A 15,404-nucleotide genomic window follows, 5' to 3' on the forward strand; every position below is an offset into this window, starting at 1 on the left:
GCTGGTTCTTTCCACGGCCTGCGCTTTCCACCAGATTGCGGACACGTCATCAGCCGGGGAATCGCACATGAAGACCAACGTCAAGGCACTCGTCATCGGGGGCGGTGCCGTCGGCACCTCGATCGCCTATCACCTGGCAAGGGCCGGCTGGGACGACGTGATGATGCTGGAACGCGACGAGCTCACCTCCGGCTCCACCTGGCACGCGGCGGGCCTCTTGCCCTATTTCAACATGAGCTTCGCCACGACCCACATCCACGACTACTCCATCCGCTTCTACAAGACGCTGGAGGAGGAGACGGGCCTGAACGCCGGCTTCGCCGTGGTCGGCAACCTGCGCATGGCCCAGACGGACGAGCGGATGGAGGAATACCAGCTCTACGCCTCGACCGCGGAGACCTGCGGCGTGCCCTACGTCTTCATGACGCCGGAGGAGATCAAGGCGCGCTGGCCCCTGATCCGCACCGAGGATCTGAAGGGCGCGCTCTATCACAACACCGACGGTTACATTAACCCCGCCGACGTCACGATGGCGATGGCCAAGGGCGCGCGCCAGCGCGGCGTGATGATCGAGCGTCGCTGGCAGGCAGATGCCTTTCACTGGACCGGCGAAGCCTGGGAGGTCACGGCGACGAAGATGGTCGAGAAGGGCGGCAACCTCGTGCCCTCTGACGAGCAGATCGTCATCACCGCCGAACACGTCGTCACGGCCTCCGGCAACCACGCGCAGCGCACGGCAAAGATGCTGGGCATCAAGATCCCGGCGATCCCCGTCGAACACCAGTTCATCGTCATGGACCGCGATCCGGCGCTGGTCGAATACCGCAAGGACAACCCGGAACACCCGGTGATCCGCGACGCCGACGCGCAAAGCTACGTCCGAGAGGAGCGGGGCGGCTGGATCCTCGGCGTCTACGAGAAAAACGCGCCGGCGCGGTTCGAATACGGCGTCCCCGACAGCTTCCGCGCGGATCTGTTCGAACTCGACCTCGACCGGATCGAGGATCAGTACATGGCGATGAACCACCGCATCCCCTCGGCCGAGGATTGCGGGTTGAAGAACGACTTCAACGGCCCGATCTGCTACACCCCCGACGGCAACCCGCTGGTCGGCCCGGCGCCGGGTCTGCGCAACATGTGGCTGGCCGAAGGCTTCTCCTTCGGGATCACCGCCGCTGGCGGCACCGGCTACTACCTCGCGCAGATGATGGTGGACGGCGAGGCCGAGATCGACATGGCATCGCTCGACCCCAAGCGCTACGGCCCGTGGATGACGACCGAATGGGCGGCGCGCAAGAACGAGGAAGCCTACGAGCACGTCTACATCCTGCACCACCCGGACGAGGAACGCCCCGCCTGCCGCCCGCTGCGCTGCTCGCCCGCCTACGACCGGCAAAAGGCCCGCGGCGCCCAGTTCGGCCTCGTGAACGGCTGGGAACGCCCCAACTACTTCGGCCCTGTCGACGCGCCCGAAAGCTTCGACCACGACATCCGCTCCTTCCGTCGCGGCGCATGGTGGCAATACGCGGTAGAGGAGGCCAGGGCGATCCGCCAGAACGTCGGCCTGATCGACGCCACCGCCTTTGCCAAGCACCGCGTCAGCGGGCCGGGCGCCACCGCCTTCCTCGACCGCTTCACCACCAACAAGCTGCCCAAGGTCGGCCGCATCAACCTGACCTACGCCCTGACCGCCCAGGGCACGACGCGCACGGAATACACCATCGTGCGACTGGCAGAGGACGATTACTACCTCGTCTCCGCCGGGGCATGGCATGCCTATGACGAGGATTATCTCTACAAGGCCATCGCCGACGCCGAACCCGCCGTGGGGCGCATCAACGTCGAGGATGTCACCACGAAATACGGCGTCTTTGCCATCGCCGGTCCCAAGGCCCGCGCCGTGCTGCAGTCCGTCATCAAGGACGCCGACCCCGCCACCGCGCTCTCGAACAAGCGGTTCCCCTGGCTGTCCGCGCGGCAGATCGAGCTTGGCATGTGCCCGGTCAACGCGATCCGCGTCGCCTATACGGGCGAACTCGGCTGGGAACTGCATCATCCGATCGAGATGCAGAACTACCTCTTCGACCTGCTGGAAAAGGCGGGTGAGGCGCACGACATGAAGCTCGTCGGCGCCCGCGCCCAGAACTGGCTCCGGCAAGAGAAATCCTACCGCGCCTTCGGCACCGAACTGGGCCGCGACGCCACCCCGATGGAAGCCGACCTTCCCCGCTTCGTGGACCTGACCAAGGATTTCCACGGCAAGGACGCGATGCAGGCCAAGGGCATCCGGTCGACATGCGTCACCCTGCTGATCGACGGCCCTGCCGACGCCGACCCCTGGGGCCGCGAGGTGCTCTACGCCGGCGACACCCGCGTCGGGCGTCTGACCTCCGGCGGCTATTCGGTGCATTTCGGCAAGAGCATCGGGATGGGCTACGTCCACCCCGACCACGCCGCCGTCGGCACCAGGCTGCAGGTCAAGATGTTCGACGCACTCTGGCCCTGTGAAATCGTCGAGGATTCACCCTACGACCCGCAGAACGCCACGATCCGTCAGGACGGCTGATCCGCCCTACATCTGGCCGGATAAGCCCCCGGGGGGAGTCCGCCGTGGCGGACGGGGGGCTGCGCCCCCCTCTCCGATTTTTCTAGAAAAATCGGCCCCGTCCTCACCGTTTGCGCCGCTGCCGGAACCGTTCGGCCCGGCGGCGCAACCGGATGATCGCGCCCGACACCGGGCGGCGCAGCACGGGCACGTCGACCGCCAGCAGCAGCAGGCCCACGGGGATCATCCACAGGCCGAAGACCGGCAGGATCGCCAGCAGGCCGCCAAGGATGAAAAGCACCCCCACCGGCACCCGCACCAGCGCCCATCCGGGGCGGCTGATCCGTTGCAGCAGGGCGCCCGCACGCGGGTAATCCCGGCGCAGACGCGCGAACTGGCGTTGCAGGCGGTGGCTCTCTCGGGTGGGCTGTGGCTGTGTCATGACAGGCAGATGGCAGGTCCCGGGGAATCGTCAAGGGGCGCCTGCGCCGGTTCGCCGCGGGACCGTGACAAACCGCCCACTGCCGGCGCGCGGGGCGTCAGCCGAAGCGCGCCGGCGACAGGGCGCGGGCGAGGTCGGCACCGATCTCTGGCACCCGCCCGGCCACGACATCCGCGATCAGCGCCGAGGCGGCGGGCGCGGTCTGGAAGCCATAGCCGCCCTGTCCCGCGCACCAGACGAAGGACGGCGCATCCACCGCCCGGCCCAGCACCAGCTGCCGGTCTGGCGCGAATGTCCGCAAGCCCGCCCAGGTGGCGATCGGGCGCGTCACCTCCGGCGTGACGTAGTCCTGATAGCGGTACAGCCCCTCGGCCAGCGTCATGTCGTCGGGATAGGCGTCGTGGGGATCGACGGGCTCCTCCTCGGCCGGAGAAACGAGCAGCGCGCCCGCATCGGGCTTGGCGTACCAGCGCTCTCCCGGGCCGAACATCATCGGCCAGCCGCGCAGGTCGTGCCCGCCGGGGGCCGCCAGCCGCGCCATCGACCGGCGCATCGGCTGCAGGCCCAGCGTCCTGACGCCCGCCATCGCCGCGACCTGATCGGCCCAGGCCCCCGCCGCGTTGACCAGTATTGACGCGGTCACGTCGCCCTGCGGCGTGATCACCCGCCAGCCGTCGCCTTCGCGCGCGATCGCGCTGACGCGCGAGGCCGCCATCAGCGTGCCGCCGTTCCCACGCATCTCGCGCAGGAAGTTCTGCATCAACAGTTCCGTGTCGATGTCCCAAGCATCCGCATGATACCCGGCCCGGTCCGCGTGATCCGACAGGATCGGCACCAGCTCGCGCGCCTCGTCGGTCGAAATCTCCTCCAGCCCCATATGCGCCAGATCGGCCGCGAAGGCGGCGCGGTCGTCGGCGCTGCCCAGCAGCAGCAATCCGCGCGGCGACAGCACGCCGCCGTTGGCACCCTCGTGGAAGGGGCGGCTGGCGGTGTTCAGGGCGACCGTCGTGGGCTTGCCGTAGGTCTCCTCGAACAGCGCCGCCGACCGGCCGGAGCTGTGGTAGCCGGTCTGCGCCTCCGCCTCGATCAGCGTGACGCGGCCCAGATGCGACAGGCGTGCGGCGGCCGAAATGCCGGCGATGCCGCCGCCGATGACGATGAAGTCGCTCATGCTTCCTCCAGCCGGTCGGTCGCGGGGGGCGGCGTCGGCGACAAGGCAGTGATCCGGTCGTAAAGGTCCTGCGTCATCTGGAACGCATTGGCGGCCAATGACGGGTCCAGCTGCGCCACGGACCTGGCCGAGACGATGGGCGAAGGCGCCGTCGGATGCGCCGCGACCCAGGCCACCGCCAGCGTCGCCGCATCGGTCCCGACCTCCGCCGCGATGTCGGCCAGCGCCGCGCCCGCGTCGTGCATCCAGTCCCGGCCATAGCGGGCGGCATACATCTTGTCCTCTGACAGGCGGCCCGTCTCGCCGCGCGCATATTTGCCCGTCAGCAGACCGCCGCCCAACGGCGAATAGGAACAGACCTGAATACCCTGATCCGCCGCCATCGGCAGGATCTCCACCTCGGCCTGCCGCTTCACGAGGTTGTACATCGGCTGCATCACGTCGATCCGGGTGTCGAGCGCGGCGCAGACCGCCTGCGCCTTCATGACCTGCCACGCAGCGTAGTTGCTGACGCCGATATGCCGGATCGCCCCGTCCGCCTGCAGGCGGGCCATGGTGGTAAAGGTCTCCTCCAGCGGCGTGTCGGCGTCCCAGCGGTGCAGATACAGCAGGTCGACGCTGTCCATTCCCAACTGGCCGCGACAGATGTCGAACTGCTGCAGGATGTTGGCGCGCCCGGCCCCGCCGGCATAGCCGACCTTGGTCGCAAGGTAGATCGCGTCACGCTCCTCCGCCACCATCGGGCCCAGCAGCTTTTCGCTCGCGCCTTCGGTATAGCGCACGGCGGTGTCGAAGTGGTTCACCCCGGCGGCGCGGGCGGCGTCGTGCATGGCACGGCTTTCTGCTGCATCGGCGCGGCCGCCGAACTGCATGGTGCCGAATGTCAGGCGGGACAGGGCGGTCCCATCGCGTGTGTGCAGATGTTTCATGCGCCAAGGTGTGGCACGCCGCCCGCCCGGACGGAAGGGGGGCATCGCCCGGTCGTGGGGAAAGCACCCAAGTCATGCGACGGCAAAGGTCAAGGCAGGTCCCCGAAAACCTCTCTCCTCGCACGCCGGATCGTGTCGCGGCCAAAGCGGCCCCATCACGCACGCAGATACCGCCGCCCAGACATTTTCCCCAACACACGCCCGGCCTTGCCAACGCAGGCTTGGCTTTCCCAACGCAGGCCCGGCGTCAGATCAGCGCCATCCGTTCCGCCCGTTCAGGGTCGGGGAAGGGGCGGTAAAGCGCGATATCGACGTCGCCCACCATCTGGTGGACGGTTGTATAAAGCCGTTCGGTCATGTCGTCCTTGGCCGCGGTAAAGCGGAACGCCCGGTCAAGCTGGGTCATGTCATCGACCTCGATTTCCAGCAGGAAATCCCGCGCCCGCGGCGCGCCGAACCCCAGCTTGCGGCGGCACATGCGCCATGACCGGATCACGCCGCTGGCTTCCAGATGCTTCATCCATGCCTCCACCGCGACGGCAAAGGCGATCGCCTTGGTATTCTCCTGCAGATCGATGGAGCAGTGATAGAGGTTCATGGCAATCCCGGCAAAGAGCGTCCTGCGCCCCACCATGGCGTCAAACCGCTAACAAGTGGTTGAAGCCCGTCCCCCAAGGCAAAAGGGGCCCGCCGATCCCGGCAGGCCCCCCGCATGATCGACCCAACAGGATCAGGACGGAATGTCGCCCTCGATCCCCTCGACGTAGAAGTTCATGCCCTGCAGGGTGCCGTCGTCGGCGGTCTCGCCCTCGGCCAGCCAGGCCGATCCGTCCTGCTTGTTCAGCGGCCCGGTAAAGGGATGCGTCTCTCCGGCGCCGATGGAATCGCGCAGCGCCTCGGCACTGGCCTTCACCTCGGCCGGCACCGCGTCGGATATCTCGCCGATCTTGACCATGCCGTCGCCGATGCCTTCCCAGACCTGATGCGTTTCCCACGTGCCATCCATCACCGCGCGGGTGCGGTCGATGTAGTAGGGCGCCCAGTTGTCGATGATCGACGACACGCGCGGGTTGGGCGCATATTCCGCCATGTCGGACGCCTGACCGAAGGTGATGACGTCGCCCTTGGCCTGCGCCGCCGCCTGCGGCGCGGTGGAATCGGTGTGCTGCAGGATCACGTCGGCACCCTGCTCGATCAGCACGTTGGCGGCCTCGGCCTCCTTCGCGGGATCGAACCAGGTGTAGGCCCAGACGATCTTGAACTGCACGTCCGGGTTCACCGCCTTGGCGGCGAGGTAGGAGGAGTTGATGCCGCGGATGACCTCGGGAATCGGGAAGGACCCGATGTAGCCGATCACGTTCGACTTGGTCATGTGGCCCGCGATATGCCCCTGCACCGCCCGGCCCTCGTAGAAGCGGGCGGAATAGGTGGCGAGGTTCGGCGCGTCCTTGAAACCGGTCGCATGCTCGAACTTCACGTCCGGAAACTTCGCCGCGACCTCGACCGTCTGGTCCATGTAGCCGAAGGAGGTGGTGAAGATCAGGTTGGCGCCCTTCAGCGCCATGTCGGTCATCACGCGAACGGCGTCCGGGCCCTCGGGAACCGATTCCACGAACATCGTCTCGACCTTGTCACCGAATTCCTGCTCGACCGCGAGGCGTCCCTCGTTGTGCTGGTAGGTCCAGCCGCCGTCGCCCACCGGGCCGACGAAGATGAAGCCGACCTTGGTCTTCGCATCCTGCGCAAGCGCCGGCAGGCCGGTCAGGCCCAGTGCCGCGGCAGCGGCCCCGCTGGCCAGCAGAGTTCTTCTTTTCATTGATCTTTTCCCCTGTTGTGCCGCGTTACCGTGCGGCGTGAAAGATACGGCCCAGTGACCCGGGCGCCCGTCCGGTGGACATGATCACCAGAACCGCGATGGTGGCAAGATAGGGCGACATCGAAAGATACTCGACCGGCACCGCCACGCCCGCCGCCTGCAGATTAAGCTGCAGCACCGTGACCCCGCCGAAAAGATAGGCGCCCAGTACCAGACGCCCCGGTTTCCAGCTGGCGAAGACCACGATCGCCAGCGCGATCCAGCCCGCGCCCGCCGTCATGCCTTCGGTCCACTGCGGCACCCGCACGAGGCTCAGGTAGGCCCCGCCCAGCCCCGCGCAGGCCCCGCCGAACGTGATCGCCAGCATCCGCGTGCGCCGCACGTGATAGCCCAGCGCATGGGCCGCGTCGTGGTTTTCGCCCACCGCCCGCAGGATCAGGCCCCCGCGGGTGCGGTTGAGGAACCACCAGACCCCCGCCACGATCCCGAGGCCCACATAGACCATCGGATCGTGCTGGAACACGATGGGCCCGACGACCGGGATGTCGCCCAGCAGCGGGATATGGATGTCCGGAAACGCCGGCGCCCGGATGCCGAGGTAGCTTTGCCCCATCAGCGCCGACAGCCCCAGCCCGAACAGCGTCAGCGCAAGGCCGGTCGCCACCTGGTTCGACAGCAGGAACTGCGTCAGCAACCCAAAGAGCAGCGACAGCAGCGCCCCGCCCAGCGCGGCCCCGAGGAACCCCAGCCAGGGCGACCCGGTCGCCGTCGCCACGATGAACCCGCAGACCGCCCCGGTGATCATCATCCCCTCGACGCCAAGGTTCAGCACGCCGGCGCGTTCGACGACAAGCTCTCCGATCGCGGCCAGCAGGATCGGCGTGGCAGCCACCATGAGGGACGCCAGCAGCAGGATCGGGTTGATCGCACTTAGATCCATCACGCCACCTTTCTGGCGGCGAACCGCACGCGGTAATGGGTCAGCACGTCGACCGCGAGCAGAAAGAACAACAGCATCCCCTGCAGCAGCGAAATCGCCGCCGCGGGCAGGCCTAGGTTGCTCTGCGCGATGCCGCCGCCGATATAGGTCAGCGCCATCAGCCCCCCCGCCAGCAAAATGCCCACCGGGTGCAACCGCCCGAGGAAGGCCACGATGATCGCGGTGAACCCGTAGCCCACGTTGAAGTCGATCGTGACCTGCCCCGCGGGGCCCGCCACCTCGAACAGCCCCGCCATGCCGGCCAGCGCCCCCGACAGGCCCATGCAGATCAGCACCATCCGCGCCGGGTCGACCCCCGCGAACCGCGCCGCCCGCGGCGCCTGTCCCGCCAGCCGCACCTGAAAGCCGAAGATGTGCCGCGCCAGCACGACATAGGCAAAGATCACCGCGATCAGCGCGGCCACCACGCCCCAGTGCAGGCCGGTCCCCGCCACCAGCTCCAGATTCGCGGCGCTCGGATACTGCGCCAGATTGCGGCTGCCGGGAAATCCCATGCCGTCCGGGTTCTTCATCGGCCCCAGCGCCATCGCCGCCAGCAGGCTCTCGGCCACGTAGACCAGCATCAGCGACACGAGGATCTCGTTGGTGCCGAACTTCACCTTCAGCACGCCGGGGATCATCGCCCAGACCCAGCCGCCAAAAGCCCCTGCGACAATCATCAGCGGAAAGATCCACCGCGTCTCGGCGGGATAGAGCGCCAGCCCCACCGCCGCCCCGCAAAGCGCGCCGATGATGTACTGCCCCTCGGCTCCGATGTTCCAGATCCCCGCGCGAAAGCCGAAACTCAGCCCCACGGCGATCAGCACCAGCGGCGCCCCCTTGATCAGCAGCTGCGGGCGATAGAACCAGGCGAACTCCGAAAACAGCGGGTCAAGGAAGATCGTCCGGATCACCGCCACCGGGTTCTTGCCCAGCGCGGCGAACAGCACGCCGCCCACCAGCATGGTCAGCACGACCGCCAGCACCGGTGCCGCATAACTCCACAGCCGGCTTGGCTGCGGCCGCTTGTCCAGCACGATCATGTCCGCGCCCCCTGATTCATCCAGCCGGACAGTCGCGCGCCCCGATAAGCGAAAGAAGCGGCATGCAGCTTCGAGACTGCAGCGCCATCAGCGAGCGCCGCCACCCGAACGACCGCACCTCTCCTCGCTTTTTTCCAAATACTCGCCCGCGGCAGGCGTTCCACAGCCTCACACATGCGCGACCTCCAGATCATGCGCGCCACCCAGCATCATCCCGATCTCGTCCACGGTCAGCCCGCGCGCGGGCCGCGACGCCGACAGCCGCCCGTCGGTCAGTGCGCAGAACCGATCCGACACCTCCATCAGCTCGTCGAGGTCCTGAGAGATCACGATCACCGCCACGCCCCGATCGGCCAGCGTCAGCAGCGCCTGCCGGATCGCGGCGGCGGCGGCGGCATCGACGCCCCATGTCGGCTGGTTCACCACCAGCACCCGCGGCGCCTGCAAAATCTCGCGTCCGATGACGAACTTCTGCAGGTTGCCCCCCGACAGCGACCGCGCCGTATTCTCCGGCCCCGGCGTGCGCACGTCGAACTCCGCGATCACCTTCCGGGCGAAGTCCCGCGCCGCGGGCCAGCGCAGGAACCCTCGCCGGTCCAGACCCATCCGCCCCACGCCGGTCATCAGCGCGTTTTCGGTCAGCGTCATGTCCGGCGCCGCCGCGTGCCCCAGCCGTTCCTCGGGCCCGCACAGCAGCCCGGCGGCCCGCCGCGCGTTCACGCCAAGGTCGCCGACCTCCGCCTCCGCCAGCCGGACCATGCCCGGTGCCACGGGCATCTCGCCCGACAGCGCCGCGACCAGTTCATCCTGCCCGTTGCCCGCGACGCCGCCGATGCCCAGCACCTCGCCACCGCGCAGGGTCAGGTCGATCCCCTTCAGCGCCGTGCCGAACCGGTGCGGCGCCGGGGCCGTCAGGCCCCGCAGGCGCAGCAGCACCGGCCCCTCGGGCCGGGCCGCGCGCACCGGCGACTGCAGCACCGCGCCCACCATCAGCTCCGCCATCTCGCGCGGGGCGGTCTGCCGCGGATCGCAGGTCGCCACGACCTGACCCTGCCGCAGCACCGTCGCCGTGTCGCACAGCGCCGCGATCTCGCTCAGCTTGTGGCTGATATACAGGATCGCCGTCCCCTCCGCCGCCAGCTTGCGCAGGGTGGTAAAAAGGATCTCCACCTCCTGCGGCGTCAGGACAGAGGTCGGCTCGTCCATGATCAGCAGCTTCGGGTCCTGCAACAGGCAGCGCACGATCTCGACCCGCTGCCGCTCGCCTGCGGACAGATCGCCCACGATCCGCTCCGGGTCCAGCGGCAGTCCGTACAGCTGGCTCACCCGCCGCACCTCGCCCGCGATGGCGCGGGGGCTGGGCGGGTTGTCCATCCCCAGCACGATGTTCTCGGCCACCGTCATCGCGTCGAACAGCGAGAAATGCTGGAACACCATCGCCACGCCGGCCCGCCGCGCCGCCCCCGGATCGGCGGGGGCAAAGCCTGCCCCGTTCAGCGTCATGGTCCCGGCATCGGGCTTCACGAGGCCATAGATCGTCTTGACCAGCGTCGACTTGCCGGCGCCGTTCTCGCCCAGCAGGGCGTGGATCTCGCCCCGCCCGATGCGGAACGAGACATCGCGGTTCGCCACGACGCCCGGATAGGCCTTCGTCAGCCCGTCGAGGGCCAGCAGCGTCTCTCTCATCCGGCGTCCTCGGTCCGCACATCATCGCGTCCCAGCATCGCCATGGCCACGCCGATGGCAATGGCCTGCGGATGTTTTCCAAGCGCGGGGTCACCGATCGGACACGCGATGCGCGCGATATGGGCAGGGGCGTGGCCCAGCGCTGCCAGCCGCCCCCGGAACCGCGCCCATTTCGTCGCCGACCCGATCAGCCCGGCGCTGGCAAAGGGCCGCGACAGCACCGCGTGACACAGCGCAAGGTCGATCTCGTGGCTGTAGGTCAGGATCAGGTGATGTGCCCCGTCCGGCGCATGGGCCACCGCCCGCGCCGGATCGGCGGCCACCAGCGTCGTCACGGGCGCATCCGCCGGGAACCTGTCCGCCGCCGTATCGACCCAGGTGATCTCCCACTCGGGCAGCGGCGCCATGACGCCGACCAGCGCCCGCCCCACATGCCCCGCACCCCAGATCCAGAGCGGCGCACCGGGCGCAGCCTCCAGCCCCGCGGCGGCGGTGAAGTCCAGCGTCACCGACCCGCCGCAGCATTGCCCCAGCGCCGGCCCGAGCGGCAGTGTCAGCGCATCCGCCGTCCGCCCCGCGGCCAGCATGGCGCGGGCATGGGCCATCGCCTGCCACTCCAGCGCGCCGCCGCCGATGGTGCCTTCGGTCCGGTCCGCCCAGACCATCATCTGCGTGCCCGCCCCGCGGGGCACCGACCCCGCCGTGCGGGTCACAGTGATGCGGATGCCGCTCATCCCCGCGCCCGGTGGATCGCAGCCAGCACCGCCTCCGGCGTCGCCGGGGCCTGCAGGTCGGGCCAGCCCGGCCCGCAGGCCGCCACCGCGTCAGACAGCGCCAGAAAGGCCGAAATCCCCAGCATGAACGGCGGCTCCCCCACCGCCTTGGACCGATAGATCGTCGCCGCCGGGTTGGGCTGATCCCAAAGCGCCACGTTGAAGACATCAGGCCGGTCGGCGCAGGCGGGAATCTTGTAGGTGCTGGGCGCATGGGTGCGCAGGCGGCCGTGATCGTCCCAGACCAGCTCCTCCGTCGTCAGCCAGCCCGCCCCCTGCACGTAGCCGCCCTCGATCTGCCCCAAATCGATCGCCGGGTTCAGCGAGGCGCCGGCATCGTGCAGGATGTCGCAGCGCAGGATCCGGTTCTCTCCTGTCAGCGCGTCGACGACGACCTCCGTCACCGCGGCGCCCTGCGCGAAATAGAAGAACGGCCGCCCCCGGCCCCTGATCCGGTCCCAGGCCAGGTCCGGTGTCCTGTAGAACCCGGTGGCACTCAACGAGACCCGGTTCTGATAGGCGGTCGTCACGGCGGCGGCAAAGCTCATCGAGTCGCCGGCCACCTGCACCGCGCCATCGCGGAATCGCACCGTGTCCGGCGCGACCTGATGCAGCTCCGCCAGACAGGCGGCGATCCGGTCGCGGATCGTGTCGCAGGCGGCCTGCACCGCCATTCCGTTCAGGTCCGCCCCCGACGACGCCGCCGTGGCGCTGGTATTCGGCACCTTGCCCGTATCCGTCGCCGTGATCCGCACCGCGCCCACGTCGATCCCGAAACGCGATGCCGCCACCTGCGCGATCTTCTGGAACAGCCCCTGTCCCATCTCGGTCCCGCCGTGGTTCAGGTGCACCGATCCGTCCTGATAGACATGCACCAGCGCCCCGGCCTGATTGAGGTGGGTCAGCGTGAAGGAAATCCCGAACTTCACGGGGCTGAACCCAATCCCCCGCTTCAGCAGCGGCTGGCCCGCGTTCCACGCCGCGATTGCCGCCCGCCGCGCGTGATAGTCGCTCGTCGCCAGCAGGCTCTCGGTCATTCCGTGCAGGATGAAATCCTCCACCGCCATGCCATAGGGCGTCGCGTTCGCCACCGCCGCCGGCACCGCGACCCGGTCGTCCGCCGTCACCTGCGCGCCCCGAGAAGTTATGTCCTCGGCACTCTCTGTCTCGGAAATATCCTCAGGGGGGGCCGCAGGCCGGGGGGCAGACAGCCCCCCTCCGCCCGTCGCCATCGGCGCATAGTAGTTGACCTGCCGCACCGCCACCGGGTCCATCCCCAGCACATGCGCCACATGATCCATCACCCGCTCGATCCCCAGCACCCCCTGCGGCCCGCCGAAGCCGCGAAACGCGGTGGCGCTCTGGGTGTTGGTCTTCAACCGGTGCGAGGTGATGCGGCAGGCGTCCAGCAGATAGGCGTTGTCGGCATGCAGCATCGCCCGGTCCGCCACCGGCAGCGACAGATCCATTGCCCAGCCGCAGCGGGTGTAATGGGTGAAATCGACTCCGGTCAGCCGCCCGGTCGCGTCGAACCCCGCGTCGTAGTCGATGCGGAAATCGTGCCGCTTGCCGGTCACGATCATGTCGTCATCCCGGTCGTAGCGCATCTTGACCGGCCGGCCGGTCAGCCGCGCCGCCACGGCACAGGCCACCGCCAGCGCGTTGCCCTGACTTTCCTTGCCGCCGAAACCGCCGCCCATGCGCCGCACCTCGACGCGTACGCCATGCATCGGCACCCCCAGCGCCTCGGCCACCTTGTGCTGGATCTCGGTCGGATGCTGGGTCGAGGAATGGACGACCATGTCGCCCCCCTCCTGCGGCAGCGCCAGCGCGGCCTGTCCTTCGAGGTAGAAATGCTCCTGCCCGCCCATCTCGATCCGGCCCTGCACCCGGTGCGGGGCCCGTGCCAGTGCCGCACCGACATCGCCCTTCCTCCAGGTCCGCGGCCCGTCCTCGAAGCGGCTGTCAGCGGCCAGCGCCTCTTCCACGGTCAGGATCGGCGTCTCCTCCGCAATCGCCACGTGACCCCGCCGCGCCGCGTGGCGCGCGGCAAGGTGGCTCGTCGCCACGACCAGGAACAGCGGCTGGCCCGCGTAATGGACCCGCCCCGTCGCCAGCAACGGCTCGTCATGGTTGCTGGGCGACACGTCGTTGGCGAAGGGCAGATCCTCTGCGGTCAACACCGCCACGACGCCGGGGGCCGCGCGCACGGCCGCAAGGTCGAGGCGGGTGACCGCACCGCGGGCGACCTCCGATAGACCGAAGGCCAGATGCAACGTGCCGGCCGGCACCGGCAGGTCGTCGATGTAGCGCGCGGCACCGGTGACGTGGAGGGTCGCGCTGTCGTGGGGCAGGGGGGTGGCGACGCTCATGCGGTGATCCTCCGCAGGTCCACATCGCCGCCGGACAGATCCGCGAGATACCGCTGCAGCATGTTCCGCGCCGCCTCCAGCCTATAGGCGCTGCTGGCGCGCATGTCGCTCATCGGCTGGAAGTCCTCGGCAAAGGCGGGCAGGGCGGCCTTTACGGTTTCGGGCGCCCACGGCCGGCCGATGAGGGAGGATTCGACCGAAGAGGCCCGTTTTGGCACCCCCGCCATGCCCCCGAAGGCGATTCGCGCCGCCGTCACGGTGCCATCCGCGACGGTCACGTCGAAGCCGCCGCAGACGGCAGAGATGTCCTGATCGAATCGCTTGCTCAGCTTGTAGACCCGGTGCGCGGTCCGGCCGCGCGGGATCGTCACGCCGGTCACGAACTCGCCCGGCTGCCGGTCCTGCTTGCCGTAGGACAGGAAGAAATCCTCCAGCGGCAGGTCGCGCGACACGTCGCCGCGGCGCAGGTGCAGCGTGGCCCCCAGCGCGATCAGCGCCGGCGGGTTGTCACCGATCGGGCTGCCGTTGGCGATGTTGCCGCCGATCGTCGCCGCGTTCCGCACCTGGACCGAGCCGTAGCGGCGGATCATCTGCGCGTAGGACGGGTAGTCATCGGCCACCGCCTCCAGCACGCGGGTCATGGTGACGCCCGCGCCGAAGCGGATGGCATCGTCGGTCACCGCGATGCCCTGCAGGTCGGTGCAGGCCTGCAGGAAGGCCACCTTGCCCAGATCGCGGAACTGCTTGGTGACCCAGAGACCGACATCCGTCGCCCCCGCGATCAGCGTGCCGTCGGGATTGTCCAGATACCACGCCGCCAGCGCATCGGCCGTGGCCGGCGCCGCGTCGGTTGCTGGCGCGCCCTCCTTGGCCGGTTCGATCCGGCCCGGATCGTCGCGCATGTGCCCCGGCACCGCAGCACCTTCCGCGGCCTGTGCCGCGCGCACGATGGGGGCATAGCCGGTGCAGCGGCACAGGTTCCCCGCCAGCTGGTCGTCGTGGTCGGTGCGGCCGTTCAGATGCGCCACCGCCATGCTGACGACGAAGCCCGGCGTGCAGAATCCGCATTGCGAGCCGTGGTGGTCCACCATCGCCCGCTGCACCGGGTGCAGCCCGTCGGGCCCCGCGATCCCCTCGACCGTGCGCACCGCCTTGCCGGCCAGCTGCGGCAGGAACAGGATGCAGGCGTTCAGCGCCTGCGCGCCATGGTCGTCCGTCACCATGACCGTGCAGGCGCCGCAGTCGCCCTCGTTGCACCCCTCCTTGGTCCCGCAAAGGCCGCGTCGGGTCCGCAGCCAGTCCAGAAGGGTGACCGTGGGGGCCACATCCGCCGTGACAGTCTCTCCGTTCAGAAGAAACGTGATGTCCATGTGAAAACCTGCCGCCTTACCAGTCTGTCGGGTCTTGGCGCGGCATCGATGCGGCGTAGATGGCGGCCCCCGGTTTGGATCACAAAACCCGGTCGCGGCGTCTTTGGCAAGGGTAGAGGGGGCGCTGCCCCCGGCCTGCGGCCCCCCCGAGGTATTTTTGACGAGAAGAAGAAGGGTGGACTGACGCGTCGCGGCGGCCCCGGCGCGGGCGGCTGCCGTGCCGTATCCTGTGTCGTCGGGTTGTGGGCCCTGTGCGAGGGCGGAGGGCGGACTGGCCG

12 protein-coding genes are annotated in these 15,404 nt (G+C 68.8%); 1 reads left to right on the forward strand and 11 read right to left on the reverse strand.

The window, feature by feature from the left end:
• Positions 1 to 67: 67 nt before the first annotated feature.
• Positions 68 to 2,566 (forward strand): GcvT family protein, encoded by a 2,499-nt coding sequence (locus BUA54_RS10465; RefSeq protein ID WP_072857202.1) that lies wholly within the window; start codon positions 68 to 70, stop codon positions 2,564 to 2,566.
• A gap of 103 nt (positions 2,567 to 2,669) precedes the next feature.
• On the opposite strand, the gene BUA54_RS10470 is transcribed toward BUA54_RS10465, so the two are convergent.
• The 11 genes from BUA54_RS10470 to xdhA all read right to left on the reverse strand — a co-directional run bounded on the left by BUA54_RS10470 (position 2,670) and on the right by xdhA (position 15,126).
• The gene (locus BUA54_RS10470) at positions 2,670 to 2,987 is read right to left on the reverse strand and encodes a hypothetical protein (protein ID WP_072857203.1); all 318 of its coding nucleotides are present in this window, start codon (positions 2,985 to 2,987) and stop codon (positions 2,670 to 2,672) included.
• Positions 2,988 to 3,084: 97 nt separating this feature from the next.
• Positions 3,085 to 4,158 carry an NAD(P)/FAD-dependent oxidoreductase gene (locus tag BUA54_RS10475; protein WP_072857204.1) on the reverse strand — a complete coding sequence of 358 codons (1,074 nt, stop codon included), beginning with the start codon at positions 4,156 to 4,158 and terminating at the stop codon, positions 3,085 to 3,087.
• Complete coding sequence (locus tag BUA54_RS10480; RefSeq protein ID WP_072857205.1) at positions 4,155 to 5,087, reverse strand: aldo/keto reductase; 933 nt, start codon at positions 5,085 to 5,087, stop codon at positions 4,155 to 4,157. Before BUA54_RS10480 ends, BUA54_RS10475 begins: the two co-directional genes overlap by 4 nt.
• Positions 5,088 to 5,334: 247 nt before the next feature.
• On the reverse strand, positions 5,335 to 5,685 hold the full coding sequence (locus tag BUA54_RS10485; RefSeq protein ID WP_072857206.1) for a DUF6614 family protein: 351 nt from the start codon (positions 5,683 to 5,685) through the stop codon (positions 5,335 to 5,337).
• A 132-nt stretch (positions 5,686 to 5,817) separates the two neighbouring features.
• On the reverse strand, positions 5,818 to 6,903 hold the full coding sequence (locus tag BUA54_RS10490) for a BMP family ABC transporter substrate-binding protein (protein ID WP_072857207.1): 1,086 nt from the start codon (positions 6,901 to 6,903) through the stop codon (positions 5,818 to 5,820).
• 25 nt (positions 6,904 to 6,928) lie between these two features.
• On the reverse strand, positions 6,929 to 7,843 hold the full coding sequence (locus BUA54_RS10495; protein ID WP_072857208.1) for an ABC transporter permease: 915 nt from the start codon (positions 7,841 to 7,843) through the stop codon (positions 6,929 to 6,931).
• Positions 7,843 to 8,925 (reverse strand): ABC transporter permease, encoded by a 1,083-nt coding sequence (locus BUA54_RS10500; protein ID WP_072857209.1) that lies wholly within the window; start codon positions 8,923 to 8,925, stop codon positions 7,843 to 7,845. Before BUA54_RS10500 ends, BUA54_RS10495 begins: the two co-directional genes overlap by 1 nt.
• A 168-nt stretch (positions 8,926 to 9,093) precedes the next feature.
• Complete coding sequence (locus tag BUA54_RS10505; protein WP_072857210.1) at positions 9,094 to 10,611, reverse strand: ABC transporter ATP-binding protein; 1,518 nt, start codon at positions 10,609 to 10,611, stop codon at positions 9,094 to 9,096.
• The gene (gene xdhC / locus BUA54_RS10510) at positions 10,608 to 11,345 is read right to left on the reverse strand and encodes a xanthine dehydrogenase accessory protein XdhC (protein ID WP_072857211.1); all 738 of its coding nucleotides are present in this window, start codon (positions 11,343 to 11,345) and stop codon (positions 10,608 to 10,610) included. Before xdhC ends, BUA54_RS10505 begins: the two co-directional genes overlap by 4 nt.
• Positions 11,342 to 13,756, reverse strand: a complete 2,415-nt coding sequence (gene xdhB / locus BUA54_RS10515) for a xanthine dehydrogenase molybdopterin binding subunit (protein WP_072857212.1) — start codon at positions 13,754 to 13,756, stop codon at positions 11,342 to 11,344. Before xdhB ends, xdhC begins: the two co-directional genes overlap by 4 nt.
• Positions 13,753 to 15,126, reverse strand: coding sequence for a xanthine dehydrogenase small subunit (gene xdhA, locus BUA54_RS10520; RefSeq protein ID WP_072857213.1), 1,374 nt, complete (start codon positions 15,124 to 15,126; stop codon positions 13,753 to 13,755). The genes xdhB and xdhA overlap by 4 nt, the downstream gene beginning before the upstream one ends.
• Positions 15,127 to 15,404 lie beyond the last annotated feature (278 nt).

This window comes from Loktanella atrilutea, assembly GCF_900128995.1.
GTDB classification, from domain to species: Bacteria; Pseudomonadota; Alphaproteobacteria; order Rhodobacterales; family Rhodobacteraceae; genus Loktanella; species Loktanella atrilutea.

Coding starts and splice junctions, on each gene's coding strand:
- BUA54_RS10485 (WP_072857206.1), bottom strand. CDS start 5,685: ATGAACCTCTATCACTGCTCCATCGATCTGCAGGAGAATACCAAGGCG.
- BUA54_RS10470 (WP_072857203.1), bottom strand. CDS start 2,987: ATGACACAGCCACAGCCCACCCGAGAGAGCCACCGCCTGCAACGCCAG.
- BUA54_RS10505 (WP_072857210.1), bottom strand. CDS start 10,611: ATGAGAGAGACGCTGCTGGCCCTCGACGGGCTGACGAAGGCCTATCCG.
- xdhA (WP_072857213.1), bottom strand. CDS start 15,126: ATGGACATCACGTTTCTTCTGAACGGAGAGACTGTCACGGCGGATGTG.
- BUA54_RS10495 (WP_072857208.1), bottom strand. CDS start 7,843: ATGGATCTAAGTGCGATCAACCCGATCCTGCTGCTGGCGTCCCTCATG.
- BUA54_RS10465 (WP_072857202.1), top strand. CDS start 68: ATGAAGACCAACGTCAAGGCACTCGTCATCGGGGGCGGTGCCGTCGGC.
- BUA54_RS10490 (WP_072857207.1), bottom strand. CDS start 6,903: ATGAAAAGAAGAACTCTGCTGGCCAGCGGGGCCGCTGCCGCGGCACTG.
- xdhB (WP_072857212.1), bottom strand. CDS start 13,756: ATGAGCGTCGCCACCCCCCTGCCCCACGACAGCGCGACCCTCCACGTC.
- xdhC (WP_072857211.1), bottom strand. CDS start 11,345: ATGAGCGGCATCCGCATCACTGTGACCCGCACGGCGGGGTCGGTGCCC.
- BUA54_RS10480 (WP_072857205.1), bottom strand. CDS start 5,087: ATGAAACATCTGCACACACGCGATGGGACCGCCCTGTCCCGCCTGACA.
- BUA54_RS10500 (WP_072857209.1), bottom strand. CDS start 8,925: ATGATCGTGCTGGACAAGCGGCCGCAGCCAAGCCGGCTGTGGAGTTAT.
- BUA54_RS10475 (WP_072857204.1), bottom strand. CDS start 4,158: ATGAGCGACTTCATCGTCATCGGCGGCGGCATCGCCGGCATTTCGGCC.